Annotated in this window: 24 protein-coding genes; all 24 read left to right on the top strand. The window is 52.3% G+C overall.

The window, feature by feature from the left end:
* Positions 1 to 392 precede the first annotated feature (392 nt).
* Positions 393 to 1,488 (top strand): peptide chain release factor 2 gene (gene prfB / locus K0A93_12190; GenBank protein MBW6512849.1). Its coding sequence is split into 2 segments (ribosomal slippage): positions 393 to 461 and positions 463 to 1,488, totalling 1,095 coding nucleotides; the frame shifts between segments, so codons are not numbered across the junction.
* 146 nt (positions 1,489 to 1,634) lie between these two features.
* Entirely contained in the window at positions 1,635 to 3,128 is a 1,494-nt protein-coding gene (gene lysS, locus K0A93_12185) for a lysine--tRNA ligase (protein MBW6512848.1), read from the top strand.
* Positions 3,129 to 3,183: 55 nt separating this feature from the next.
* Positions 3,184 to 4,434, top strand: coding sequence for a lipoprotein-releasing ABC transporter permease subunit (locus K0A93_12180; GenBank protein ID MBW6512847.1), 1,251 nt, complete (start codon positions 3,184 to 3,186; stop codon positions 4,432 to 4,434).
* Positions 4,435 to 5,118 (top strand): ABC transporter ATP-binding protein, encoded by a 684-nt coding sequence (locus K0A93_12175; protein MBW6512846.1) that lies wholly within the window; start codon positions 4,435 to 4,437, stop codon positions 5,116 to 5,118.
* A 114-nt stretch (positions 5,119 to 5,232) separates the two neighbouring features.
* Positions 5,233 to 7,506 (top strand): outer membrane protein assembly factor BamA, encoded by a 2,274-nt coding sequence (gene bamA, locus K0A93_12170; GenBank protein MBW6512845.1) that lies wholly within the window; start codon positions 5,233 to 5,235, stop codon positions 7,504 to 7,506.
* Between the two features lie 20 nt (positions 7,507 to 7,526).
* Entirely contained in the window at positions 7,527 to 8,030 is a 504-nt protein-coding gene (locus K0A93_12165) for an OmpH family outer membrane protein (protein MBW6512844.1), read from the top strand.
* A gap of 14 nt (positions 8,031 to 8,044) precedes the next feature.
* Positions 8,045 to 9,076: a UDP-3-O-(3-hydroxymyristoyl)glucosamine N-acyltransferase gene (gene lpxD, locus K0A93_12160; protein ID MBW6512843.1), complete on the top strand. Its 1,032-nt coding sequence runs from the start codon at positions 8,045 to 8,047 to the stop codon at positions 9,074 to 9,076.
* A gap of 1 nt (position 9,077) precedes the next feature.
* Positions 9,078 to 9,512: a 3-hydroxyacyl-ACP dehydratase FabZ gene (gene fabZ / locus K0A93_12155; GenBank protein MBW6512842.1), complete on the top strand. Its 435-nt coding sequence runs from the start codon at positions 9,078 to 9,080 to the stop codon at positions 9,510 to 9,512.
* Positions 9,513 to 9,522: 10 nt separating this feature from the next.
* Positions 9,523 to 10,293: an acyl-ACP--UDP-N-acetylglucosamine O-acyltransferase gene (gene lpxA / locus K0A93_12150; GenBank protein MBW6512841.1), complete on the top strand. Its 771-nt coding sequence runs from the start codon at positions 9,523 to 9,525 to the stop codon at positions 10,291 to 10,293.
* A 22-nt stretch (positions 10,294 to 10,315) separates the two neighbouring features.
* A complete protein-coding gene (gene lpxB, locus K0A93_12145; GenBank protein ID MBW6512840.1) occupies positions 10,316 to 11,503 on the top strand; it encodes a lipid-A-disaccharide synthase in 1,188 nt (395 codons plus the stop codon).
* The gene (locus tag K0A93_12140; GenBank protein ID MBW6512839.1) at positions 11,500 to 13,239 is read left to right on the top strand and encodes an ATP-binding cassette domain-containing protein; all 1,740 of its coding nucleotides are present in this window, start codon (positions 11,500 to 11,502) and stop codon (positions 13,237 to 13,239) included. The genes lpxB and K0A93_12140 overlap by 4 nt, the downstream gene beginning before the upstream one ends.
* The gene (locus K0A93_12135) at positions 13,232 to 13,912 is read left to right on the top strand and encodes a lysophospholipid acyltransferase family protein (GenBank protein MBW6512838.1); all 681 of its coding nucleotides are present in this window, start codon (positions 13,232 to 13,234) and stop codon (positions 13,910 to 13,912) included. The genes K0A93_12140 and K0A93_12135 overlap by 8 nt, the downstream gene beginning before the upstream one ends.
* Positions 13,893 to 15,188 (top strand): 3-deoxy-D-manno-octulosonic acid transferase, encoded by a 1,296-nt coding sequence (locus tag K0A93_12130; GenBank protein MBW6512837.1) that lies wholly within the window; start codon positions 13,893 to 13,895, stop codon positions 15,186 to 15,188. The genes K0A93_12135 and K0A93_12130 overlap by 20 nt, the downstream gene beginning before the upstream one ends.
* A gap of 2 nt (positions 15,189 to 15,190) precedes the next feature.
* Positions 15,191 to 16,285, top strand: coding sequence for a tetraacyldisaccharide 4'-kinase (gene lpxK / locus K0A93_12125; protein MBW6512836.1), 1,095 nt, complete (start codon positions 15,191 to 15,193; stop codon positions 16,283 to 16,285).
* Positions 16,266 to 16,427 (top strand): Trm112 family protein, encoded by a 162-nt coding sequence (locus K0A93_12120; protein MBW6512835.1) that lies wholly within the window; start codon positions 16,266 to 16,268, stop codon positions 16,425 to 16,427. The genes lpxK and K0A93_12120 overlap by 20 nt, the downstream gene beginning before the upstream one ends.
* Complete coding sequence (locus tag K0A93_12115) at positions 16,427 to 17,341, top strand: mitochondrial fission ELM1 family protein (protein MBW6512834.1); 915 nt, start codon at positions 16,427 to 16,429, stop codon at positions 17,339 to 17,341. Before K0A93_12120 ends, K0A93_12115 begins: the two co-directional genes overlap by 1 nt.
* Entirely contained in the window at positions 17,338 to 18,444 is a 1,107-nt protein-coding gene (locus K0A93_12110; protein ID MBW6512833.1) for a glycosyltransferase family 4 protein, read from the top strand. Before K0A93_12115 ends, K0A93_12110 begins: the two co-directional genes overlap by 4 nt.
* A gap of 29 nt (positions 18,445 to 18,473) precedes the next feature.
* Positions 18,474 to 19,529 (top strand): glycosyltransferase, encoded by a 1,056-nt coding sequence (locus K0A93_12105; GenBank protein MBW6512832.1) that lies wholly within the window; start codon positions 18,474 to 18,476, stop codon positions 19,527 to 19,529.
* A 65-nt stretch (positions 19,530 to 19,594) separates the two neighbouring features.
* Complete coding sequence (locus K0A93_12100) at positions 19,595 to 20,548, top strand: ketoacyl-ACP synthase III (protein MBW6512831.1); 954 nt, start codon at positions 19,595 to 19,597, stop codon at positions 20,546 to 20,548.
* Between the two features lie 33 nt (positions 20,549 to 20,581).
* Positions 20,582 to 21,124, top strand: a complete 543-nt coding sequence (locus tag K0A93_12095; protein MBW6512830.1) for a GNAT family N-acetyltransferase — start codon at positions 20,582 to 20,584, stop codon at positions 21,122 to 21,124.
* A gap of 17 nt (positions 21,125 to 21,141) precedes the next feature.
* On the top strand, positions 21,142 to 21,555 hold the full coding sequence (locus K0A93_12090) for an FdtA/QdtA family cupin domain-containing protein (GenBank protein MBW6512829.1): 414 nt from the start codon (positions 21,142 to 21,144) through the stop codon (positions 21,553 to 21,555).
* A complete protein-coding gene (locus K0A93_12085; GenBank protein MBW6512828.1) occupies positions 21,552 to 22,649 on the top strand; it encodes a DegT/DnrJ/EryC1/StrS family aminotransferase in 1,098 nt (365 codons plus the stop codon). The genes K0A93_12090 and K0A93_12085 overlap by 4 nt, the downstream gene beginning before the upstream one ends.
* A gap of 6 nt (positions 22,650 to 22,655) precedes the next feature.
* Positions 22,656 to 24,308 (top strand): AMP-binding protein, encoded by a 1,653-nt coding sequence (locus K0A93_12080; protein MBW6512827.1) that lies wholly within the window; start codon positions 22,656 to 22,658, stop codon positions 24,306 to 24,308.
* A 1-nt stretch (position 24,309) separates the two neighbouring features.
* Positions 24,310 to 24,552 carry an acyl carrier protein gene (locus K0A93_12075; GenBank protein ID MBW6512826.1) on the top strand — a complete coding sequence of 81 codons (243 nt, stop codon included), beginning with the start codon at positions 24,310 to 24,312 and terminating at the stop codon, positions 24,550 to 24,552.
* The last annotated feature ends 47 nt before the right edge of the window (positions 24,553 to 24,599 follow it).

The raw sequence follows: 24,599 nt of genomic DNA, 5'->3' as shown, positions 1-24,599 counted from the left end.
TTCGTTCTCCCCTGATTAAAATCACAGCGATACGCGACCACCATGCCCGCTGCGAGCGCAGGCACTTTTGCATCCTTTTGCTGCCGGGCAAAAGGATGTCGGCTGGCGGGACGAAACCCGCCGGTTCTGTCTCATCCTTCAACTGCAAAAGTCAATCGACCACCAATGATTCTTTCGACCCGCAACCCAGGGCACCCGCGAGGGGTGCCCCTACGATGAACGACCAACCGGACGCGAATTGGTTTTGTAGGGATGCCCCTTGCGGGTATCCGGGGTTTTGGCCGCGGCAGCGAAAACCCCCTTGCGGGTATCCGGCAGTTCATTAATTCCCCTTGCCCAATCCGGACCATCTCGCTATAATCCCCGCCACTTTAACTTGATGAGGTTTATCGATGTTTCGCGAAGAGAAAGAAAAACTGAAGGATTTACAAGGCAAGCTCGCTGAGCTGAGGGGGTATCTTTGACGTTGAGGCGAAGGAAGAACGGGTCGCCGAACTCGAAGCGGAAATAGCGCGCCCCGGTTTCTGGGATCAGGGGGACGCGGCGCAGGAAGTTCTCAAAGAACGGACCTCGCTGCAAAAAATTGTCGCCGGATGGAATGACTGCAACGCTGAACTGGAAGACCTGCTGCTGCTGGTCGAGCTTGGCGAGGAGAGTGATGATCAGGCGACACGGACTGAGATTTGTGAACTGCTCCACGATCTGGAACGCAGGGTCAGTCAGATGGAATTCGCCCGGATGCTTTCCGGGGAACACGACGCCAACAATGCGATTTTCAGTATCAATGCCGGTGCTGGCGGCACCGAGGCGCAAGATTGGGCCGACATGCTGTTGCGCATGTACCTGCGTTTCTGTGAGAAGAAGGGGTATAAAACCGAAATTACCGATTATCAGCCGGGCGATGAGGCCGGGGTCAAGGGAGTAACCTTTACCGTTGAGGGGGATTATGCCTACGGCTGGTTGCGCGCCGAGATGGGGATTCACCGTCTGGTGCGCATTTCGCCTTTCGATTCCAACGCTAAACGTCATACCTCTTTTTCGTCAGTCTTTGTTTTTCCGGAGCTTGCCGACGATATCGAAGTGGAGATCAACGACAAGGATCTCAAGGTGGATACCTTTCGCGCCAGCGGGGCGGGGGGGCAGCATATCAATAAAACCGACTCGGCGATCCGTATTACGCACGTTCCGAGCGGGATTGTCGTTGCCTGTCAGAGTGAACGTTCGCAACACAAGAATCGTTCGACGGCGATGAAGCAGCTTAAGGCCCGTCTCTACGAGCAGGAACGTCTTAAAAAAGAAGAAGAGGCCGCCGCGATTTCGGGGAACAAGATGGAGATTGGCTGGGGCAGTCAGATTCGCTCTTACGTGCTTCATCCCTACCGGATGGTCAAGGATCATCGCACCGGTTATGAGACGGGCAATACCGATGCAGTTCTGGATGGGGACTTGCAGGGATTCATTGAGGCGTATCTGCTGAGCCGTTCATGATGGCTGTAAGTATTCAATTTAAAGGGCATTTTCCATTGTGGAATCGCCCTTTTTTCAGCACTGCGGAAGGCTTTGTCCTTGACTTGAGGGGCTGAGCGGTATATGGTGACCGACTGAAAAAATCTTAAAAAAACAGGTAGATAGCAATGGATGAAATAAGTGATTTGAAAGCTCAGCGCCTGGCGAAGGTTGCTGAATTACGTGCCCGGGGCGAAAATCCCTACGCCAACGACTTCAAGGTGACGCATACCCTCGCGCAGGTCAGTGCGGCGCATGCCGATGACAGTGCCGAGATGCTGGTGACGAGTCAAGCGCAATATGCGGTTGCCGGCCGGATCATGGCGAAGCGCGATTTCGGCAAGGCCGCCTTTATCCAGGTTCAGGATCGCAGTGGTCGGTTGCAGGTCTATGTGGCCAGAAATCAGCTCGGCGACGAGGCGTTCGAGGCGTTTCGCAAGGTTGATCTGGGGGACATTGTCGGCTTGTCCGGCGCACCGTTTCGGACCAAAACCGACGAGCTGTCGTTGCGGGCGGGTTCCATCCGGCTACTGACCAAGTCGCTGTTGCCGTTGCCGGAAAAATGGCATGGCCTGACCGATGTTGAGACCCGCTACCGGCAACGCTATCTCGATCTGATCGTTAATCCGTCGGTGAAGGACGTCTTCCGCAAGCGCAGCCAGATTATCACTCTGATCCGTGAATTTATGCAGCAGCGCGACTATCTGGAAGTCGAGACGCCGATGATGCAGCCGATTGCCGGAGGCGCGACCGCGAAACCGTTTGCCACCTATCACAACACGTTGAAGATGGACCTGTTTCTGCGCATCGCCCCGGAACTCTACCTTAAACGGCTGGTGGTCGGTGGTTTTGAGCGGGTTTTCGAGATTAATCGCAACTTTCGTAATGAAGGAATTTCGATTCAGCATAATCCCGAATTTACGATGATGGAATTCTACCAGGCCTATGCAACGTACCATGATCTGATGCAGATGACGGAGGAGTTGATCTGTCATGTGGCGCAGGAAATTGTCGGTTCACTCACCTTCCCGTATGGCGAGCGCAACGTCGATCTGACCGCGCCCTGGCAACGGCTGACGGTGCGTGAAGCGATCGCCCGCTATGGTGCCCTGTCACTCGAAGAGCTTGAGGATCGTGACACCTGTCTGGCCTACGCAAAGCAACTCGGTCTCGACCTTGACGACAACATCGGGCACGGCAAATTGCTGACCGAATTGTTTGACGAGGTTGCCGAACCGCAATTGTGGAACCCGACCTTTATTACCGAGTATCCGACCGAAGTGTCGCCGTTGTCGCGCAAGAACGACGACAACCCGGAGATTGTCGATCGCTTTGAACTTTTTATCGTCGGGCGCGAACTGGCCAACGCCTTTTCCGAGTTGAACGATCCGGTTGATCAGAAGGAGCGGTTCGTCAGGCAACTGGTGGAAAAAGAGGCGGGGGACGAAGAGGCTCATGCGATGGACGAGGATTACGTGCGGGCCCTCGAATACGGTCTGCCCCCGACGGCCGGGGAAGGGATCGGGATCGACCGCCTGGTGATGTTGCTGACCAATGCGCAATCGATTCGTGAGGTCATCCTTTTTCCGCAATTGCGCCCGGAGAATCTGTCGGTCAATTGAATATCGCGATTACCCTCTCTGCTAAATTGATCACCTGGAAGCTTTCTGGGGTTATATGAATTACGAATGGTTTGTCAGTCTGCGTTACCTGCGAGCAAAGCGCAAACAGACCTTTATCTCTGTTATTTCCTCCATTTCGATCATCGGTGTGACCCTCGGAGTCGCGGCGTTGATCGTTGTTCTTGCGGTCATGACCGGTTTTCATGACGGCGTCCAGCAGCAGATCCTCGGCAATATCCCTCACGTTCTGGTTCAGCAACAAGGGGGGGCTGTCGAACTCAATGACCAATTACTGAAGACGCTTGGTGAGACTGATCGGGTGCGCGCCGTGACCCCTTTCGTGGTCAAGGAAGCGATGCTCCTGTCGCGCGGCAATGTCGCGGCGGTGAATGTTAAAGGGATCGCTGCCGACAATAAGGTGTTGGCACAAAAGATCCGGACACTGGACGGCGCGCCGGTTACAGAACTGCTGTTTGCCGACCAGTCTGCCCTGCCGGGTATCGTGATCGGGTTTGAGGCGGCAATGTCACTGGGGGTGACTCTCGGCGAGACGATCAATGTGATCCCGCCGATGTTCGCCCTCTCCCCCTTCGGCATGGTGCCGAAGATGAAGCCGTTTCGCGTCGTCGGGGTGATGCGCCAGCGCGGGGGGTTCCTGGATAATTATCTGGCCTATGTGGCGCTGCCGATTGCCCAGAGTTTTCTTGAATTGGGCGAGAAAGTCAGCGGGATAGAGATCGAAGTTGCGGCGTTCAACGATGCTCGCCCGGTGTCCGAACGGCTGCGGAAGGCTCTCGGTTTCCCTTATACGGTGCGTTCCTGGGAGGACATGTTCGGTTCGCTGTTGTCGGCCCTTAATCTTGAAAAGCTCGGACTCTTTATCGTGCTGGCGATCATTGTTCTGGTTGCCGCGTTCAATATCGCCACAACCCTGATTATGGTGGTGATGGAAAAACACAAGGATATTGCGATTCTTCGCTCACTGGGAGCAAACTCCGCCGGAATCATGAAGATATTCATTCTTGAAGGGCTGGTGATCGGTACCCTTGGCACGACCATGGGCATCGGTGGTGGTGTGGTGCTGGCCAAAAATGCCGATGCACTGATCAAGTGGCTGGAACACACCTTCGGGGTAAAAATCTTTGATCAGGCGGTGTACGGGATGGAGCGTTTCCCTTCGGTCGTCAGTATGAGTGATGTTGTCACTGTCGGCCTGGTCTCGATGTCCATCTGTCTGGTTGCAACGGTCTATCCGGCGCTGAGAGCGGCGCGGATGGATCCGGCTGAAGCCCTGCGCTACGAATAGATATCTGTAATGATCAGAATCGAAAATGTTTCAAAATCGTTTGCCACGGAAACGCACCGCATTGAGGTGCTGTCTGCGGTCGACTTGCAGGTTTCCGCCGGGGAGCGGGTGGCGATTGTCGGTGCCTCTGGTGCCGGGAAAACAACATTGATGCATATTCTCGGGGGGCTGGAACAACCGAGTTCAGGGCTGGTGCTGTTTCGCGGTGAAAATTTGTTTGCACTGCACGGTCATGCCCGGGATGCCTTCCGTAATCGCAGCATGGGGTTCGTGTTTCAGTTTCATCAACTGCTGCCGGAATTTTCCGCGTTGGAAAATGTGATGATGCCTGCGCTGATCGGGCGCTGGTCGCGGCGTAAGGCGGAAGCACGAGCGCAGGAACTGTTGACGGAAGTTGGCCTCGCAGCGCGCAGCACCCATCGTCCCGGACAGCTTTCCGGGGGGGAACAACAGCGGGTCGCAATTGCGCGCGCGTTGATGATGAGCCCCGCGTTGTTGCTGGCCGATGAGCCTACCGGGAATCTGGATAGCGGCACTTCCGGGGAGATCTTTCATCTGCTCGATCGCCTGCATGTGGCATACGGCTTGACCATGATCGTTGTCACCCACAGTGCCGCGCTTGCCGCCCGGCTTGACCGCGTGGTATCGATGGCCGATGGCCGGGTGGTCAGCGCCGGGCAATGAATCATGCTGTTGCCGTGTCCGGGGCAGTTTAGGTTTGCGCTTTAATCAGCGGTTCATTATAATCCGAACTCTTTTGAGTGAATAGTTATTGATTTGCGGAGTCATTTTTATCATATGTTTAAGTGCTTTTTTGCCCTGCTGTTGCTGGTGGGTGTGCCTGCGGTGGTTTTTGCGGCGGGGTTCCAGTTTGATCGCATAGTGATTGAAGGAAATCGTCGCATTGCGACCAGTACGATTGAAGCTGTGCTGACGGTCAAGGCTGGAGAAGAGACAACTTTGGCGGCGATCGATGCCGACATGAAAGCGGTTTTCGCGCTCGGACATTTTGCTGATATTGATGCGCAGGAACGTCGCGATGGTGACCAGTCGTTGCTTGTTTTTCAGGTGACTGAAAGGCCGCTGGTTCGCAAACTGGAATTTGCCGGTTACAGTGAGCTTGAGGAGAGCAAGTTGCGCGCGCTGATCACCTTCAGGGTCCCTTCGCGGCATGACCCCCAGGCGGTGCGCGAAAGTATCAAGGCAATCAAGGCGGCTTATGTTGAAGAAGGGTATTACGCTTCGGAAGTGTCATCCGAGTTGAACATTGATGAGCGGAACAACGCGACGCTGATCATGCGGATCGATGAAGGGCCGGAAGTGAAGATCAAAAAGATTGTTTTCGAGGGAAATACCGTGTTTGATGAAGATGATTTTTTTGATGTCATGGAAACCAAGGAGGGGTGGTTCCTTTCGTGGTTGACAGGAAGCGGTACCTATCGCGAGAATGTTCTGAACGGCGACCTTGAACGCCTTGCCGATCTCTATTTTAACAAGGGCTACGTGCAGGTTAAGGTCAAACAGCCGTTAGTCGAACTTAATCAGCAGCGTGACGGTTTAACGATCTATATTGAAGTTGAGGAAGGTGCGCAGTTTTTTGTCGAAGACGTCGATTTTTCCGGCAACCTGATGCGTCCGGTCGATGAGTTGCAAAGCCTTTCAAAACTCCGGTCCGGGGACATCTTCAGCCGCGAGAAGCTCCGCGCCAGCCTGCTGTCCATGAACGACCTTTACGCCGATGAGGGGTACGCGTATGTGAATGTTGCGCCGTTGACCAAAGTGAATCCGGTCACCCGGCAAATCGAGCTGACCTACGATATCGATCCAGGCATTCAGGTGACGGTTGATCGTATCAATATCAGCGGGAATACCAAGACCAGAGACAGAATTATCCGCCGGGAATTTACCGTTGGCGAAGGGGACCTGTTCAGCGCGACGAAGATGAAACAAAGTCAGGCGCAGGTGAAAAACCTGGGTTTTTTCGATGAAGTCAATTTGACGACGGTTGAAGGGGTGACGCGTGATCTGGTGAATATCGATCTCGCTGTCCAGGAACGTCCGACCGGAACCTTCAGTGTCGGTGCGGGCTATTCATCGGTCGATCACCTGATCGGGCAAGGTTCGGTGACCCAGGATAACTTCATGGGGATGGCCTTGAAGCTCAACCTGTCGGGGTCGTTCGGCAGTAACAGTACAACCTATCAGGTTGGTTTGCTCGATCCGAGTTTCCTTGACAGTGATTTGACGATCGGTTTCGATCTGTTTAAAACGGAACGTGAATGGACCGAATTTTCTAAAAGAAGTATTGGCGGCGCGCTAAAATTCGGTTTTCCGGTGATGGATAAAACGCGCGCCTTGTTAACCTATCGTTATGAAGAAAAAGAAATTTTTGATGTTGACGACAATGCGTCGTTTCTGATCAGCGAACAGGAAGGTCTGTCCACCCTGTCGTCGGTGACTGCATCGCTGACCCGCAACACAACCGATTTCCGTTTCGATCCGAGTCGCGGTTATGTATCGGAAGGAACGATTGAATTTGCCGGACTCGGCGGGACTGAAAAGTTTGTAAAATATATTGCTGACTATCGTCACTATTATCCGGCCTGGTGGGAAACGGTGTTCTCCATTCATGGTCAAATCGGTTATCTGCAACAGCTCGGTAACAATGAAATCCCGATCGATGAACGCTTCTATCTGGGCGGTATTCGTACCCTCCGTGGATTCAACTCGCGGGAGGTCGGCCCGCGAACCCGAACGGTTGCGGTGAGCAGTCTTGGGGTGCAGTCCGAAAGTTATAATTTTATCGGCGGGACGAAAGAGGCCTTTTTTAATTTTGAGTATATTTTCCCGCTGCTCAAGGAGGCGGGGTTGAAAGGTGTCCTCTTTTTTGACGCCGGTAACGCCTGGCTGAGCGGGGAGGAATATTTTTCCGGGATGCGCACCAGTGTTGGTGCCGGGATTCGCTGGCGCAGTCCGATGGGTCCGTTGCGTCTGGAGTGGGGGTACAATCTTGATCCGAAGGAGTATGAGGATCGTGCGCGATTTGAGTTTTCTATCGGTGGTTTTTACTAAATACAAGTTCAAGGAGTCTGATGATGAAAAAAATTGTTTTGATCGTTATGGTGCTACTGATTGCAACCACGTCCTGGGCGGGGAAGTTCGCCGTTGTTGATTTGCAAAAAGCTGGAGGGATGTCTGTTGCCGGCAAGGCGGCGCAGGAAAAGATCGCTGCCAAGGTTGCTGCATATCAGACAAAAATTGACGAAAAACAGTCGGTTCTGCAAAAGCTGGAGGATGACCTTAAACGGCAGTCTTTTGCCTTAAGTGCCGAGGCGCGCACTGAGAAAGAACGCGATTTTCAACAAAAAGTTAAAGAATTTCAGCGCTTTGCTAAAGATGCGCAAGAGGAACTTGAGCAGGAGGAGACCTCTCACACGCGTAAAATTCTTGAGGAAATGCGTGAGGTCGTGACTTCGATCGGCAAAGATGGCCAGTACGACCTGATTCTTGAAAAGACTTTGGCGCTGTATGTCAATGACGCGATCGATATCACTGACGAGGTGATCAAGGCGTATGATAAATCGGTCAAGAAGTAGCCAGGAGAGACGCATTGAAACTCAGTGAACTGGCAATGGCGGTCGGTGGTGAGGTCGTTGGTGCTGACGATATCGAGATTGCCGCTGTGGCGACCATCGATGCTGCCGGCCCGGAGGATATTACCTTCATCGCCAATCCGAAGTATCTTGCCAAGTTAAACACGACCCGCGCGGCTGCGATCATCGTCGCTCCGGGAGTGTCTGCAACGGGCAAGAATTTACTGGTGTGTGCCAACCCTTATCTGGCTTACGCGCGGATCGTTGCTGTGCTGCACGTCAAGGCACCGCAGGTGCGCGGCGTCATGGCCGGAGCCTGGGTGGCCCCGGATGCCGTTCTCGGCACGGACGTGACCATTTGTCCCGGTTGTTACGTCGGCGCCCGTGTCCGCATCGGTGCGCGTACAATCCTTTATCCGGGAGTGGTGCTGTATGATGATGTGTCGCTCGGCGAAGATTGTCTGTTGCACGCCGGAGCGGTGGTGCGTGAGGCGTGTCGCCTTGGCGACCGGGTTATCCTGCAACCGCAGGCAGTGATCGGGGCTGACGGTTTTGGTTTTGCTCCGGACGGTGCACGCTATTACAAAATTCCCCAGATCGGCAACGTCGTGGTCGAGGATGATGTCGAAGTCGGCGCGGCAACCTGTATCGATCGGGGGGCGCTGGGTGAAACCCGGATCGGTCGTGGGACCAAACTCGACAATCTGGTCCAGGTCGGCCACAATGTCCGTGTCGGTGAAGATAATATCCTTGCCGGACAGGCAGGGGTCGCCGGAAGTACAAAAACCGGTGTCCATTGTACCTTCGGTGGACAAGTTGCAGTCAACGGGCATATCACCGTGGGAAATAACGTGACCGTCGCCGGAAGAGGCGGGTTAACCAATGATGCCGCAGATAATCAGGTGCTTGCCGGTTTTCCGACCATGCCGATCGGCGACTGGCGTAAATCGGCCTTGATTTACACTAACCTTCCGGAGTTGCGCAAGGAAATTCGGGGACTTAAAAAACGACTGGAACTGCTGGAAAAAAATATCGAGGAGAATAAATAAAATGACAATGAACGTTACTGAAATCATGAAGGTTCTTCCCCACCGCTATCCGTTCTTACTAATTGACAGGATCCTTGAGATCGTTCCTGGCGAGAGCATGGTCGCAATCAAAAACGTGACGATCAATGAGCCTTTTTTTCAAGGGCATTTTCCCGGTCATCCGATTATGCCCGGCGTGCTGATCATTGAGGCGATGGCTCAGGTTGGCGGAGCCTGCGCGATGATTTCTGATAATATTGGTGATGACAAAGTCACCTATTTTACCGGTATCGACAAGGTGCGTTTTCGTAAACCGGTGGTGCCTGGCGATGTGTTGCGGATCGAGGTCAAATTATTGGCCCGGCGGCGCGGGATCTACTTCTTTTCCGGCAAGGCCTTTGTCGACGGGACGTTGGTGGCTGAGGCTGAATTGAAAGCAATGTTCGCAGACAAATAGAGGACGGCCCATGATACATCCAACAGCAATAATCTATCCGGGGGCGCAGGTCGACGCAAGTGTCGAGATCGGTCCTTATGCCGTGATCGGCGCCAATGTCACCATCGGGGCGCGAACCACGGTTGGCCCTCATGCGGTGATCGAGGGGTGGACGGAAATCGGTCAGGACAATCAGATCTTTCAGTTTGCGTGCATCGGAGCGATTTCACAGGATCTCAAGTATGCCGGTGAGGAAGCCTGGTTGCGCATCGGTGATCGCAACAAAATTCGTGAGTTCACCACGCTGCATATCGGCACGGCCGACGGCGGTGGTGAGACCCTTATCGGCAGTGATAATCTCCTCATGGCCTACACCCACGTGGCACACGATTGTCGCGTTGGCAATCATGTGATCATGGCAAACAACGCCAGTCTTGCCGGGCATGTCACGGTCGACGATCACGCGATTCTCGGTGGCATGTCGGGCATTCATCAGTTTTCGAAGATCGGTGCCCATGCCCTGATCAGTGGCGGGTCGATGGTTGTTCAGGATATCCCGCCGTACACGATTGCCCAGGGAGACCGCGCCAAGACGGTCGGTATCAATCTTATCGGGTTGAAACGGCGTGGCTTCAGCTCCGATGCGCTGAGTAAAATCAAAAAAGCCTACAAATTACTCTTCCGCTCAGGTCTGCGCGGAGAAGAGGCCCTGGAACGCATCGATGCCGAGCTGGGCGATTGTCCTGAAGTCAAGGTGTTCGCCGACTTTGTGCGCAATAGTGAACGAGGCATTGCCCGCTGAGTCGATTGATGGAGTGGAATGAATGACGGGCGTTGCCACCGACAACAATCATCGTCAGCGGATCCTCGTTGTCGCGGGGGAAGCCTCTGGCGACCTGCATGGGGCCAATCTGATCAAGGCAGCCCGGGAACACTTTCCTGGGCTCTCATTTTTTGGTATCGGTGGCCCTAAAATGCGTGCTGCCGGTTGCGATATTATCTTTCCGGCGGAAAAACTGGCGGTCATGGGGCTGGTCGAGGTTCTCGGTCGTCTGCTGACCATCTGGCGCGCATTTCGTTTGTTGCGCGGGGTGCTGCGGGGAGCGCAGCGTCCTGACCTGGTGATCCTGATCGATTACCCCGGTTTTAATCTGCGTTTTGCCAAACGTGCCAGGCAGGCCGGCATTCCGGTTCTTTACTACATCGCGCCGAAAGTCTGGGCCTGGAAAAAAGGTCGGATCAGGACAATCGCCGCGCGGGTCGACAAGCTGGCGCTTATCTTCCCGTTTGAACCGGAGCTCTATCAGGGATTCGACCTCGATGTGGAGTATGTGGGTAATCCGCTCCTCGATGAATGTCAGCGCAGCCGCGATCGTCGTCAGTTTATCCTGGCGCAGGGGCTTGATCCCGCAACCCCGCTGGTCGGCCTCTTCCCGGGAAGTCGCGGCAGCGAAATTCGCTACATGTTCGATACCCTGCTGGAGAGTGCCCGGCTGCTGGTCGAACGGGGGGTTGCCAGGCAGTTTCTGCTGCCGGTCGCGCCGGGGTGTGATTTCCCAGCGCTGTCCGCACGGGTAGTCGCTGCCGGACTCCCGATCACCCTGGTCGAAGAGAATATCTATGACGTTGCCGGAGCCTGCGACGCGATCCTCTGTGTTTCCGGAACTGTCACGTTGCAAGTGGCGCTGGTCGGCACACCGTTGGCGATTATTTACCAGGGGGCGGCGCTGACTTACGCGATCGGTCGGCAGCTGGTCAAGATCCCTTATTTTGGTTTGCCCAACATTGTCGCCGGGCGTGAGGTCGCCCGCGAGTTCCTGCAAAAGGCCGCTTCTCCAGCCGCTCTCGCCGCAGAGATCCAGCGACTGTTAGCTGATGAGGACTATCGTCAGGCCGCCTGCGCCGGTCTTGCCGAAGTTCGTCAACGGCTCGGCGGGCCGGGGTGTTCCCGGCGGGTGGCGGCGCTTGCCGCGTCAATGTGCACTGCCAAAGATCAGAAAGAGGTTTCGTGAGTCATCAACAAAGTGCAACCCTTTACCGCCGGTTGTTTGCCTATGCCTGGCCTTACCGGGGGCGTATCGCCCTGTCGATCATTGCTTCGCTGGGGGTGGCGGGAAGCGATGCCGCGATCGCCAAAATGGTGCAACCTTTTGTCGATCGGCTGATCGTTGCCGGTGATCGACAGATGGTCGCCCTGGTGCCATTTCTGGTTCTCGGGTTCGCTCTGTTCAAGGGACTCTCCCGTTATGTGCAGGAATATTTCATCAAGACCACCGGGCAACTGGTTATCCAGCGGGTGCGCAACGAGCTGTACTGTCATACCGTTGATCTGCCGATGCGTTTTTTTTCACGCACCTCGACCGGAACACTGATGTCCCGTATTCTCAACGATGTCGGCTTAATGCAGGGCGCGGTTTCCGATGTGCTGGTCACCATCATGCGCGAAGGGATCACTCTGGTCGCCCTGACCGGGGTGGCGTTCTACACCGACTGGAAGATGGCGGCGATCGCTTTTGTCGTCATTCCGGCCGCCGGCGCACCGGCCTATTTTATCGGCAAGCGGATCAAGGGGTATTCGCGCAGCGGGCAGATTGCCATGGGGATGCTCACGACGTCCCTCGAACAGACCTTTTCCGGCGTCAAGGTGATCAAGGCCTTCGGCACTGAAGAACGGGAAAAACAGCGCTTTCTCACTGTCAATAAAAGGTTTTACAGCTTTATTCGCAAGGTCATCAAATACGACGCCGGTTCGTCGCCAGTCATCGAACTGTTGTCGGCCTGCGGTGTCGCCGGGGTGCTGTGGTTCGGTCTGGATCGGGTGATGTCGGGGGAGATGACTCAGGGAGAGCTGTTTTCGGTGCTTGCCGCGATCCTGTTGATGTATACCCCGCTCAAACGCCTGATCAGGACCAATAACATGATTCAGCAGGCGATGGGCGCGGCGGAACGGGTCTTTGAAGTTCTTGAGGAAAAATCGGACATCATCGATCTGCCGGAAGCCCGCTCCCTTAAGCGGCCGCAGGGTGCGGTGTGTTTTGAGTCGGTTGATTTTGCCTATGACCAGGAGCTTGTGCTGTGCGATTTCAGCGTTGCCGCCGCGGCCGGGGAGGTCGTGGCGCTGGTCGGACCGTCAGGGGCCGGAAAATCGACCATTGCCGGTTTGCTCTGCCGTTTCTACGATCCGACCGCCGGACGCATCCTGATCGACGGTTTTGACCTGCGCGAGATTACTCAGGAAAGTCTGCACCGTAATATTGCGCTGGTCGATCAGGAGACCTTTCTGTTTAACGAATCGATCCGCGACAATATCCGCTATGGACGCGGGGATGCGACCGATGCCGAGGTTGAGGAGGCGGCCCGGCTCGCCTATGCCGACGATTTTGTCCGTCAGTTGCCGGAAGGGTACGCGACCTCCATCGGAAATCGCGGCCTGCGTCTTTCCGGTGGTCAGCGCCAGCGTATCTGTATTGCCCGGGCGATTCTCCGTGATGCGCCGATCCTGATCCTTGATGAAGCGACCAGCGCGCTCGATACCGAGAGCGAAGCGATGGTGCAGCAGGCGTTGACCAACCTGATGCGCAACCGAACCACCTTTGTCATTGCCCACCGACTGTCGACGATCATGAACGCCGACCGCATTGTCGTTCTTGAAGCAGGCAGGATGGTCGAATCCGGCAGTCATCAGCAACTGCTGGAGGGGGGCGGGCTTTATCGCCGCCTTTACGATATCCAGTTCCGGGATGAGTAAGTTGGGCAAATCATTTAAAAATAAATTATTGTTGACCGTTATTCCTTATCTCGCGGTGGCGGTCATTCATCTGCTGTTTCGGCTGATGAAGACGGAAATTATCGGCAAGGAGCATCTTGCCGGTTGTTATGCACGGGGCGAACAGGTGATCTTCAGTTATTGGCACGATCAGTTGTTGCTGATGGTCAAGGCCTATGATGGACCAGGAGCGGTGGCACTGGTGAGTCCGTCACGCGACGGCGAGTTTCTGGCACGGGTCGTTCATCTTTTGGGACACGGGACGATTCGCGGTTCATCGCATCGGGGGGGACGGGCGGCGCTGAAGGAAATGATTTCCTGTGCGCGAACGAAGACCGATTTTGTCCTCACCCCGGATGGCCCGAAAGGGCCGCGTCATGTGGTGAAAGACGGGGTGGTGCAATTGGCCAGAGTGACCGGACGACCGATCATTCCGCTGGCCTTTGCATGCAGTCGCGGTTATCGTTTTAACAGCTGGGACCGGTTCCTGTTGCCGTATCCTTTGTCACGCGGGGTTTATGTCTTCGGTGCACCCCTCTACCTGCATGACGGTGAAGCGTTTACCGATTTCAAGGAACGTATTCAGGGAGCAATGGCTGCTAATGTTGTTGCTGCCGAAGAGCGCTTAAGGAATTATGGCTTATCTGCTGTATGACATTGTTGCCCTGCTGACCGGGGTGCTGCTGGTGCCGTATTATCTGTTGCGGGGCGTGCGTTACGGCAAGACGCGGCGCGGGATCCGCGAGCGACTCGGATTTTATGATGAAGCTCGATTACGCAAGGTTCGCAACCAGCGCGTCATCTGGGTGCATGCGGTGTCGGTCGGTGAAACCCGCGCCGCGCTGCCGTTACTCAAGGCGCTCAAGCAGGAATTTCCCCGGCACACGCTGTTGTTGACCGGAGTCACCGAAACCGGACGGGCGGTGGCGGATGAGATCGATTGCGTCGATCTGACGATCTTTTTCCCCTTCGACCTCAGCTGGGTGGTGAACCGGGCGTTACGCCTGATTAATCCCGCGCTGGTGATCATCGTCGAAACCGAGTTGTGGCCGAACTTTGTGCGTCTGGCTCATCGCCGCAAGATTCCGCTGATCCTTGTCAACGGGCGGATTTCAGATCGTTCATTTCCTCGCTATCGCCGCGCCAGGCTGCTGGTTGCTCCGGTGATGCAAAAAGTCACCCGCTTTGCCATGCAGAGCCCGACCGACGCCGAACGGGTCCAGATTCTGGGCGCTGCGGCACGGAAAGTGACGGTCAGCGGCAATCTGAAATTCGATATTCAAGGGCGGGGGGCGGCGGATTATCGCCTTGACCAGGTGCGTGAAGAGTTCCATCTACCGGCAAATCTTGCGGTGTGGGCGGCAGGAAGCACCCATCCGGGGGAAGAGGAGATGGTGGTCGACGTTTATCAGCAACTGTTGAGTGCTCGCCCGGAGCTGGTGTTGCTGCTGGTGCCAAGGCATCCTGAACGGACGCGTTCCGTCGCGGCAAATCTGCGCAAGAGAGGGCTTTCCTGTCGGTTGCGCAGCGAATTGACAGCGCACAGCACAGCGTTGCAAGCCGGTGAAATTTTATTGATCGACACCCTCGGGGAAATGCTCAAGATCTATGCTTTGGCCGAGGTGGTCTTTGTCGGCGGCAGTCTGGTCGCTATCGGCGGCCACAATGTTCTTGAAGCTGCGTTGCTGGGGAAGGTCGCGGTGTTCGGTCCGTATATGCAGAATTTTCGGGAAATTTCTGAAAAAGTTATCGCCTGTCGTGCCGGAGTCCAGGTCAATGATGTCGAGGAACTTTTTACCCAGACGTTACTGTTGCTCAATGACCCGGATTTGCGTAGCGAGATGGGGCGTGCCGGCGCAAAATTGATTGCCGCGAATGCCGGTGCGACGGCCAGGACCATGCAGGTTGTTGGTGAGGTACTGAGGGACTAAAGATGCCTGAATGGACGGCTTTTCATCGACGTCTGGTGCTGGTCGGCCCACACTCCCTGCTTGAATGGTTGCTGTGGGTCCTGCTCCTTCCGCTGGGGATGCTTTACGGTTTGGCGAGTTGGCTGCGTCTGCTTGGCTATCGCAGCGGAGTCTGGCAGCGTTACCGGGCCCCGGTACCGGTGATTGGCGTGGGGAACCTTGCTGTCGGTGGTACCGGCAAAACCCCCGTGGTCGATTACCTGACCAGCGGGTTGCTTGCCGCTGGCTACCGGGTTGCCATTGTCAGCCGTGGTTATGGCGGGAACAGCACCCGGCCGGTGACACTGGTCAGTAGCGGCAGTGGCCCGCTGCTCTCTGCAAAGCAGTGCGGGGATGAGCCGTATCTGCTGGCACAACGCAACCCCGCAGCGCTGGTGGCGGTCGGGGCGCGGCGCCGGGACGTGGTGCGGTTGGTGGTTGAAGAGTTACATGCCGAGGTGATCGTACTCGATGATGGTTTTCAGCATCACGCCGTGGCCCGCGATCTGGATCTGTTGCTACTCGATGCGCGGCAACCGTTCACTAACGGCTGGCCTTTGCCTGCCGGGCTGTTGCGTGAATTCCCCTTTGCTATCAAGCGTGCCGATGCGGTGATTTTCACCCGCTGTGATGACCTGTCAACGCCGGTCGATGTTGGTCGTCTGCCGCGTTATCACTGCCGCTACCAACTGGCTGAGCGCATCAGGATGTTGTCCGGTGAAGACCGGCCGTTTGCGGATATGGTGGGGCGAAACGTCGTGGCCTTCGCCGGGATCGCCGGCCCGGAAAGGTTTTTTCAGCAACTCAAGGCAGCCGGGGTGAACCTGCTGGCCACATTCGCTTTCCCGGACCATGTCGACTATAGCGATGAATTGCAACAGCGCCTTATCGCTGCTGCCGACGGGGCGGATTTTCTGGTGACGACCGAAAAAGATGCGGTTAAACTTCCACGGACTTTTCCGGTGCCGTGTTATCAGGTGAGGCTCGAACTGGAATTTCTGGATCAGTCCCCCCCCCTGGACCGGGTTCTCAAACTATTAAAGGAGGATCGCTATGGCGCTGAAAAAAGAATTACTTGATATCCTTGCCTGCCCGAAATGCAAGGGGCCGGTACTTCCCGACCCCGACCAGTCGGTGCTGATTTGCGCTGCTTGCAAGCTCGCCTATCCGGTGCGTGACGATATCCCGGTGATGCTCATCGACGAGGCTGAACCGGTCTGATGATACCTCCCCGACAGGTGGCGATTCTCAGTGACGGCAAGCCGGGGCACGTTAACCAGTCTATCGCCTTTGCCGATCTGGCCGGGGAGGGTTATGTCGTTGCCGAAGTGAAATTTCGCAATCGCGTCTGCAAGAGCCTGGCGTATCTTTTTGACCGGATCGGGCTCTACACCACAGCTCTCTTCAGAATGAGCGGTGATGTTCAAGGGTGCACGACAATCGTTTCAGCCGGGTCCGAAACCTATTATGCCAACCGGACTCTGGCAACAAAACTCGGGATGCGGTCTGTCGCCGTTATGCTCCCGCGCGGCTATCGCTACAGCGGCTTTGATCTGATTATCGCTCAGGAGCATGATCGGCCGCCGGTTCGTACCAATATCCAAATCTTGCCGATCAATCTGTGCAAAGTACGCCCACAAGCTGTTTTTAAGCCGGAGGCGGGATCTTCGTATCTCGGATTGGTGCTTGGTGGCCCGAATAAAGTGTTGCGGATGGAGCCGGAGAAGCTTTGCAAACAGATCGAGCAGATAATCAAATTATTCCCGGAGCATCAAGTTGTGGTCAGCACCTCGCGTCGGACCCCTCCTGAAATCGAAGCGATGCTGTTAAAATTCGACTTTTTTAAAACCTGGCTCTATTCAGACGATCCGGCGAATCCGATTCCGGATTTTCTGGCCAGCTGCGATTATGTTTTCATTACCGCAGACTCAACCTCGATGATCAGTGAAGCGGTCAGTTTTGGTACGTCAGCGATCGAAATTCTCCCTCTGATTGCAACCGGACCGGCAGTGAAATTCTCCGCGCTGATTAAAGGGTTGGAACGTCGCGGCTGTCTGCATCGATTCGAGGGAACCGTCGAAGCGTGCCGCACCAAGATTGATCTTCTGGCCGAGCTCAAAAAGGGTTTGCAATGAAAATTGTTCAGCTTTTGCCGGAATTAAATGAGGGCGGGGTGGAACGTGGCGTCGTCGAGCTCAGCCGTGAACTGGTCAAACTCGGGCATGAGAGTATTGTGATCAGTAACGGCGGTAAACAGGCCAAGCAGATTGCTTTGGATGGCGGAAAACATATTCAGCTTGATCTCTGCAGCAAAAATCTGCTGACGGCACCGATTCGGATATTGAAATTACGCCGCTGCCTGCGGGAACTTAACCCGGATATCATTCACGCCCGCAGCCGGGTTCCGGCCTGGCTCGCCTGGCTTGCCAACAAAACCTTACGTATTGAGTTTGTGACCACGGTTCACGGCTTCAACAGCGTCAATCCCTACAGCCGGGTGATGACCTTCGGTGACCGGGTGATCTGTGTCAGCGGGGCGATCAAAACGTATATCCAGCAGCACTACGGCGTGCCGGACGATATTATTTATGTTATCCCGCGTGGGATCGATCTTGATACTTTTAACCCGGATAACCTCGATGACGAGTTCAAACAGTCGTTCAAAGCTGAATATAATCTTGCGGGGCGGTTTGTCGTCACTTCAGTCGGGCGTATTACCCAGTTGAAAGATTATGAGACATTGATCCGGGCGATTGATTCACTCCGCACAGAATTTCCCGAGATTCTAGGATTGATTGTCGGCGGGGTGCACGAAGATAAAATGAACTATTTTCAGTCACTGCAAAAGCTGATAAGTTCTCTGGGTCTGAAAGAGAACATTCTCTTTACCGGCAGTCAGGCGAAGGTTGCCGAGATCTATTCGCTAAGTGACGTGGTTGTCTCCAGCTCGAAAAAGCCGGAAAGTTTTGGCCGTTCGGCAGCCGAAGCGCTGGCAATGAATGTCCCGGTTGTGGCGACAGCCCACGGCGGCATGCTCGATATTGTCATTGAAGGGGAAACGGGACGCTTGTTTCAAACGGGGGATTCTGTCGGACTGGCCGATTGTATCATATCTCTTCGAGATCACAGACTATCCGGGCTGCGGGCGTTTGTTGAAGATAATTTCACCCTTGCCGGAATGGTAGCGCAGACATTGCAGGTTTATCTTGATCTTCAAAAAGAATACCAGGATGGCTGACCAGTCAAATTCGTAACAGGAGGTCGTTTGTGAATCCGCTGAAAATTTTACATGTTGCAAACAGAGCAGAACAACGTTTTTGGGGTGGCAGGTATTATGCGCTGCAATTTAAGATTAATAATGGTTTTGTCAGAAATGGTCATAATGTATACTGGTTCAGCGATAGAGATATTGCAAAAACTTCATCAATTATCCCCTCCAGGAGTTTTGGAAAGAGGAAATGCAATCTGAAACTTATTGAGGTTTGTAAAAACTTCAGACCAGATGTCATTGCTTTGTCGCATGCAGACATTATAAGTAGTCAAACAATAAAATATATTAAAGATACTCTTAAAGATGTCAGGGTATTTCAGTACAATATTGATGGTTTGTATACAAAAACAAATATTAGAAATATATTGAGCAAGCTTGATGTTGTCGATTACACGTTCATGACGACAGCTGGCGAAGCCTTAAAGCAGGTTTCGAGCGTAAACAGTCGCGCTTGCTTTATGCCGAACCCTGTTGATCCCAGTATCGATATCCATCGGAACTGGGAAAAAAAAGATTTCGTTTACGATCTTTTTTTTACGGCCGGATATTCAAAGTGGCTCGATCCGCAGAGCATGCGTGCTTATGCACTGAAGAATTTACCGCATGATCCCCCTGGCGCTCGGGTGTTTACGTCCACCGGGCTTTGGGGGGATGCGTTTGTTTCTGAAATCGGCCGGGCCAAGATGGCGCTTAATTTCAACCAGTTTCCGCCAGGGCAGACAGTTGGGCCCGGTGGCAATCTCTACATGGGGTCTTCCGATCGAATCAGCCTTTGTCTGGGTAATGGACTATTAGTTTTCACTGACCGTAAGAACAGTTTGGCTTCACTTTATGGAAAGGATGCGGTTGTTGAAGTTTCTGATTATGGAGACTTCAGGGAGGCGGTTGCATACTATCTTGCGAATGATGATGAACGTATAAAAATTGCGCGGCGCGGATATACTGTTGCCCATTCAGACTTCAATGAACGTTTGGTTGCACAGTACATGCTTGAGACATTATTCGGTTGTAGCTATTCTCGTGGCTATTGTTGGCCAACTGATAAATATTAGTTGTTAATACATTGTTTTAGATATTATTTGAATTTCTTGACGGTGCTAGCTTTTGTGGGGTTTATATGGCTTTTATAGTTGGTACATCAAGGTATCTTCCTGTTAAAAAAGTTGACAATAGTGATCTTGTCCAATTCCCAGAAAAATACAGAAAAATCATAGCTGAAAAAGCTGGTATTTTGTCACGTCGTCATGTTTCAAGTCAATGTACGTCCGACGTTGGTGCAAACGCAGTGCGGGCGATGCTTGAGAAAAATAATATTGCACCAGAGTCTATAGAATCCATTATTTGCGCAACTTCATCTCCAGATAGAATGCAGCCAGCAACTGCAACTAGAATTCAAGAACTTTGTGGATTGAAAAGTGCTTATGCTTTTGATCTTAACTCTGTATGTAGTGGTGCAATATTCGCTTTGAAAGTTGCCTCCGGTTTAATTTCAGACGGAGCAGCCAATGTATTGGTTGTCGCAGCTGAGGTTTACAGTAAAATTTTAAATCCTGCTCAATTAACTACTTTCCCATATTTCGGCGATGGATCAGGTTCGGCTTTATTATCAAAGTCTCATTCTGGTTATGAAGTCGTAGATTTTGTCCTCGGAAGCGATGGTAGTGGTGCCGATGTTATTCAGGTTCCCGCAGGTGGAACGATGTTGCCTTTTAACAAAGTTGAGGATGAGAAAGACTTATATTTTCAGATGGTTGGGCGGAAAGTGTTTGATTTTGCATGCGCTAAAGGAGCGGAAGTCGTAGATATCCTTTCTGAGAGAAACGGGATTGCTCCAGATGTAGTAATATCTCATCAAGCCAATATTAATGTTATCAAAGAGATCAGTTGTCGATCCATGGTCCCGATGAATAAATTTTATATTAATCTTGATCGATACGGGAATACGGCTGCCGCTTCTGTCCTGATAGCTTTAGATGAATATTTGGAGGGCAATAAATCAGCTGATAATATTTTCCTGGTTGCATTTGGTGGCGGATTATCTTGGGGTGGTTGTTTCCTTCGGAGAAGATGATAACTGTCATCTAGTTATAGGTATGGTGCTAGTATGGACGTTGTAGGTAAAAATATAAATTTACGAACTGTTACAACTGATGATGCTGAATTTATTCTCTCCTTGAGGAGCGATTCCGATAGGAATAAATTTATTTCAAAAGTTGATAATGATATCGATAAACAAATTAAGTTTATAATTGAATATAAAATTAGGGAATTGAGTAAAGAAGAATACTATTTTGTAATTGAAAGTAAAAATCAAGAATTGCTTGGTGTTGTGCGTATATATGACTTTGTTGATGACTCATTTTGCTGGGGTAGTTGGATTATAAAAAGCGGTAGTCCATCTTATGTAGCTATTGAGTCTGCACTGCTTATTTATGAGGTTTCATTTAACCACCTGATGTTTAATTCATCACATTTCGACGTGCGTAGAGAGAATACAAAAGTGCTCGATTTTCATAAAAGGCTTGGAGCAAAAATAGTTTCCAATGATCAATTGAATTATTATTTTAAATATGACAAATCAGACTATGAATTGATTAAATTAAAATATAGTAAATATTTACCCGATGTTGTTCTCGTAAATGATTGATTTTTTTGGTGGGTGTTATGTGTATTGATAAATGTACTGTGATTGATCTTCCTAAAATCTCGGATGTTAGAGGTAACCTGACTTTTATTGAAGGGAAGAATCATGTCCCCTTCGATATCAAGCGGGTTTATTACCTTTATGACGTCCCCGGCGGTGCGGAGCGTGGGGGGCATGCCCACAAGGGACTGCACCAGTTGATTGTTGCCATGTCCGGTAGCTTTGACGTCGTTTTGGATGATGGTTGTGCCAAGAAGCGGATTCATTTAAATCGCTCCTATCAGGGGCTCTATGTCTGTCCAATGATCTGGCGAGAGCTTGATAATTTTTCATCCGGTTCTGTTTGCATGGTCCTGGCTTCTAGTGTTTATGAAGAGTCCGATTATTATCGGGATTATAATCAATTTCTGGAGGCGGTTCTGAAATTTATATGAAAGTTCCCTTTTTAGAACTAACGGGACCTTGTGCCCAAATTCAATCTGAAATTAACGCCGCAATCCAAAAGGTCATAAACTCCGGGTGGTATATTCTCGGCCCTGAAGTTGAAGCTTTTGAGGCTGAGTTCGCAGACTACTGCGGCGTGTCGCACTGTGTCGGTGTCGGCAACGGTCTCGATGCCTTGCAATTAATTCTGCGCGCCATGGGTATCGGTCCCGGCGATGAGGTGATTGTTCCGGCACACACCTTTATTGCAACCTGGTTGGCCGTGACCCACGTCGGGGCAACACCGATCCCGGTCGATATCTCGCTCCAATCGTTTAACCTGGATTCCAGTTTAATCGAGGCAGCTATAACAACTCGCACAAAAGCGATCATGCCGGTTCATCTTTATGGTCGCCCTGCCCGCATGGATCTTATCTCAGAGATTGCAAAAAGGTATCGGCTGAAAGTTATTGAAGATGCGGCTCAGGCTCATGGTGCTCGCTTTCAAGGGCGCAAGGCGGGTTCTCTCGGCGATGCTGCCGCATTCAGTTTTTATCCGGGGAAAAATCTCGGTGCGATCGGCGATGGTGGCGCAATTACCACCAACGATCCGAAACTGGCAGAGCTTTTGCGCTCTTTGCGAAATTATGGATCTGACGAAAAATATGTGCATACTCATGCAGGTGTGAACAGTCGTCTTGATGAGATTCAGGCCGCTATTTTACGCGTGAAATTGCGGCAACTTGATCGGTGGAATCAACGAAGAAGAGAGATCTCCTCAATTTATAGTGCAAATATCTCAGAATCTGATCTGGTTTTACCCTCAAGCCATTTTGAAGAAGAATCTTCATGGCATCTTTATGTCGTTCGATCCTCTATACGGGATAGATTGTTAAATGATCTGCAGAAGAGCGGGGTGGGGGTTATGATTCATTATCCGGTCCCCCCTTATCGCCAGGATGCGTACAAATCCACGTCTAATCATTGTGATCAATTTGCCGTGACAGATGCAATCTGTGCAGAAATTTTAAGTTTGCCGATCGGACCACATTTAACTGATCGTCAGGTTGACCTAGTTGTCAATACCCTGAAAAACATTATCTGATGAAAGATGTCTCTGGTGATTGATCGTCACAACAATAGTTTAATACACGCCGGGCAATATAATATCGGCCATATTTGTACGCGTCAGCAGTGTGATGCGGGTCGGAGCGACAGGGTCGCAATGCGTTGGATCGCGCCTGCTCTTGATACGACTGATATTACTTTTCGGGAGCTTGAACAGCAAACAAACCGCTTTGCTAATGCAATCAGCGCACTCGGACTCGAGAAGGGGGATGTCCTTTTTACCTTCTTGCCGAAAATGCGGGAGCAGATTTTCGCTTTTCTCGGCAGTCTGAAGATGCAGTTGGTGACCGGCACCCTGTTCGCCAATTTTGGAGAAGAGGCGTTGCTTGATCGACTGGGTGACAGTCAGGCCAAGGCTATTGTTACCAAAAAGAGTTTCTTGAAAAAGTTAATGAGAATTCGCGACCGTTTGCCGGATTTGACAATAATTATTCTGGTTGATGATGAGAGTCGTACAGGAGAAGAGGGGCTCTACAGCTACCAGCGTCTGGTCGCTTCGGCCTCAGATACTTACGAGACACCGCTGACCAGTCGTGAGACTCCTTCAGTCCTGCACTACACATCCGGTTCGACCGGAAAGCCCAAAGGTGTTGTTCATGTGCACGGCAGTGTTCTTCACCAGTCCGCGACAACTCGTGATGTGCTTGGCCTTGTTGCTGACGATATTTACTGGTGCACGGCTGATCAAGGGTGGGTAACAGGCACCTCGTACGGTATTATCGGTCCGTGGAGCCTCGGTGTGACTCAGATTCATTTTGCCGGTGGATATGACCCCGAAAAGTGGTTGCAAGTTGTACAGGATAACGCAGTGACGGTCTGGTATTCGGCACCGACTGCCTTGCGGATGCTGATGCGCGAGGAGGATGCTCTTTATCGCAGATATAATCTCGATCGGCTCCGTTCTATCTTCAGCGTTGGGGAGCCTTTAAATCCTGAAGTCATAAATTGGGCACAGAGGGTGTTGCAGCGTGATATTTATGACACCTGGTTTCAGACCGAGACCGGCGGTATTATGATCAGTAATCGTCCCGACCTTAAAGTCTGTCCTGGTTCAATGGGGCAACCAGTCGCGGGGATAGAAGCAGCCATTCTGGATGACCGTGGAGTCCCTGTCCCATTTGGAGAGCAAGGCAACCTCTGCTTGAAGGTCGGCTGGCCGTCGATGTTTGTTACCTATATCAATAATGCTGAAATTTATGATCAAAAATTCAGGGAAGGTTACTACTACACTGGAGATACGGCCAGTTGTGATGACGACGGCTACTACTGGTTTATGGGGCGTAGCGATGATGTGATCAATACGGGCGGTCATCTGATCAGTCCGTTTGAGGTCGAAAGTGCTCTTCTGGAAATAGCAGAGATTGCCGAATCAGGGGTGGTCGGTGTTCCGGATGAGGTCCTGTTTGAAGCGGTCGTCGTCTTTGTGAGTCTGCATAAAGGGATTGAAGCCACAGACGAACTCGAAATGAAGATTCGCCTCTACCTGGCTAATCGTGTATCATCGATCGCCACGCCGAGACAGGTGCTGTTTTGTAACACAATTCCGAAGAACAAAAGCGGAAAAATCATGCGCCGGGTTTTAAGGGCGCGTTTTCTCGGACAGGATGAAGGTGACCTGTCGACACTGGAGGATTGAGATGGGCGTAAAAGAGTTACTGGAACCTGTTTTTCACGAAGTTTTTGATGATGATACGATTGAACTTCGAGCGGAGATGACGGCGGATGAGGTTGATGGCTGGGATTCTCTGTCGCATGTGAACCTGATTGTCGCTATTGAATCGAAGTTCAAGATCCGGTTTTCACAAAAAGAGCTGTTGACCTTCCGCACGGTTGGCGATCTTCTGAACAGCATTGCTGACAAAGCTCAGTTGTCCGTCTGATTCCCTCACATGTTGTTTAATTCTCTTAGTTACCTGGTCTTTCTGCC

This window comes from Desulfuromonadaceae bacterium, from assembly GCA_019429445.1.
In the GTDB taxonomy this organism is placed as follows: Bacteria; Desulfobacterota; Desulfuromonadia; order Desulfuromonadales; family JAHYIW01; genus JAHYIW01.
The sequence above is the reverse complement of the archived record's forward strand: the minus strand, read 5'-3'. Positions and strand labels throughout refer to the sequence as shown.

Excerpts from the sequence above, each read along its gene's own strand:
- K0A93_12075 (MBW6512826.1), top strand. The coding sequence starts at position 24,310 with ATGGGCGTAAAAGAGTTACTGGAACCTGTTTTTCACGAAGTTTTTGAT.
- K0A93_12110 (MBW6512833.1), top strand. The coding sequence starts at position 17,338 with ATGAAAATTGTTCAGCTTTTGCCGGAATTAAATGAGGGCGGGGTGGAA.
- lpxB (MBW6512840.1), top strand. The coding sequence starts at position 10,316 with ATGACGGGCGTTGCCACCGACAACAATCATCGTCAGCGGATCCTCGTT.
- fabZ (MBW6512842.1), top strand. The coding sequence starts at position 9,078 with ATGACAATGAACGTTACTGAAATCATGAAGGTTCTTCCCCACCGCTAT.
- K0A93_12080 (MBW6512827.1), top strand. The coding sequence starts at position 22,656 with ATGTCTCTGGTGATTGATCGTCACAACAATAGTTTAATACACGCCGGG.
- K0A93_12180 (MBW6512847.1), top strand. The coding sequence starts at position 3,184 with ATGAATTACGAATGGTTTGTCAGTCTGCGTTACCTGCGAGCAAAGCGC.
- K0A93_12100 (MBW6512831.1), top strand. The coding sequence starts at position 19,595 with ATGGCTTTTATAGTTGGTACATCAAGGTATCTTCCTGTTAAAAAAGTT.
- lpxA (MBW6512841.1), top strand. The coding sequence starts at position 9,523 with ATGATACATCCAACAGCAATAATCTATCCGGGGGCGCAGGTCGACGCA.
- K0A93_12095 (MBW6512830.1), top strand. The coding sequence starts at position 20,582 with ATGGACGTTGTAGGTAAAAATATAAATTTACGAACTGTTACAACTGAT.
- bamA (MBW6512845.1), top strand. The coding sequence starts at position 5,233 with ATGTTTAAGTGCTTTTTTGCCCTGCTGTTGCTGGTGGGTGTGCCTGCG.
- K0A93_12135 (MBW6512838.1), top strand. The coding sequence starts at position 13,232 with ATGAGTAAGTTGGGCAAATCATTTAAAAATAAATTATTGTTGACCGTT.
- lpxK (MBW6512836.1), top strand. The coding sequence starts at position 15,191 with ATGCCTGAATGGACGGCTTTTCATCGACGTCTGGTGCTGGTCGGCCCA.
- K0A93_12165 (MBW6512844.1), top strand. The coding sequence starts at position 7,527 with ATGATGAAAAAAATTGTTTTGATCGTTATGGTGCTACTGATTGCAACC.
- K0A93_12115 (MBW6512834.1), top strand. The coding sequence starts at position 16,427 with ATGATACCTCCCCGACAGGTGGCGATTCTCAGTGACGGCAAGCCGGGG.
- lysS (MBW6512848.1), top strand. The coding sequence starts at position 1,635 with ATGGATGAAATAAGTGATTTGAAAGCTCAGCGCCTGGCGAAGGTTGCT.
- K0A93_12090 (MBW6512829.1), top strand. The coding sequence starts at position 21,142 with ATGTGTATTGATAAATGTACTGTGATTGATCTTCCTAAAATCTCGGAT.
- K0A93_12085 (MBW6512828.1), top strand. The coding sequence starts at position 21,552 with ATGAAAGTTCCCTTTTTAGAACTAACGGGACCTTGTGCCCAAATTCAA.
- K0A93_12130 (MBW6512837.1), top strand. The coding sequence starts at position 13,893 with ATGGCTTATCTGCTGTATGACATTGTTGCCCTGCTGACCGGGGTGCTG.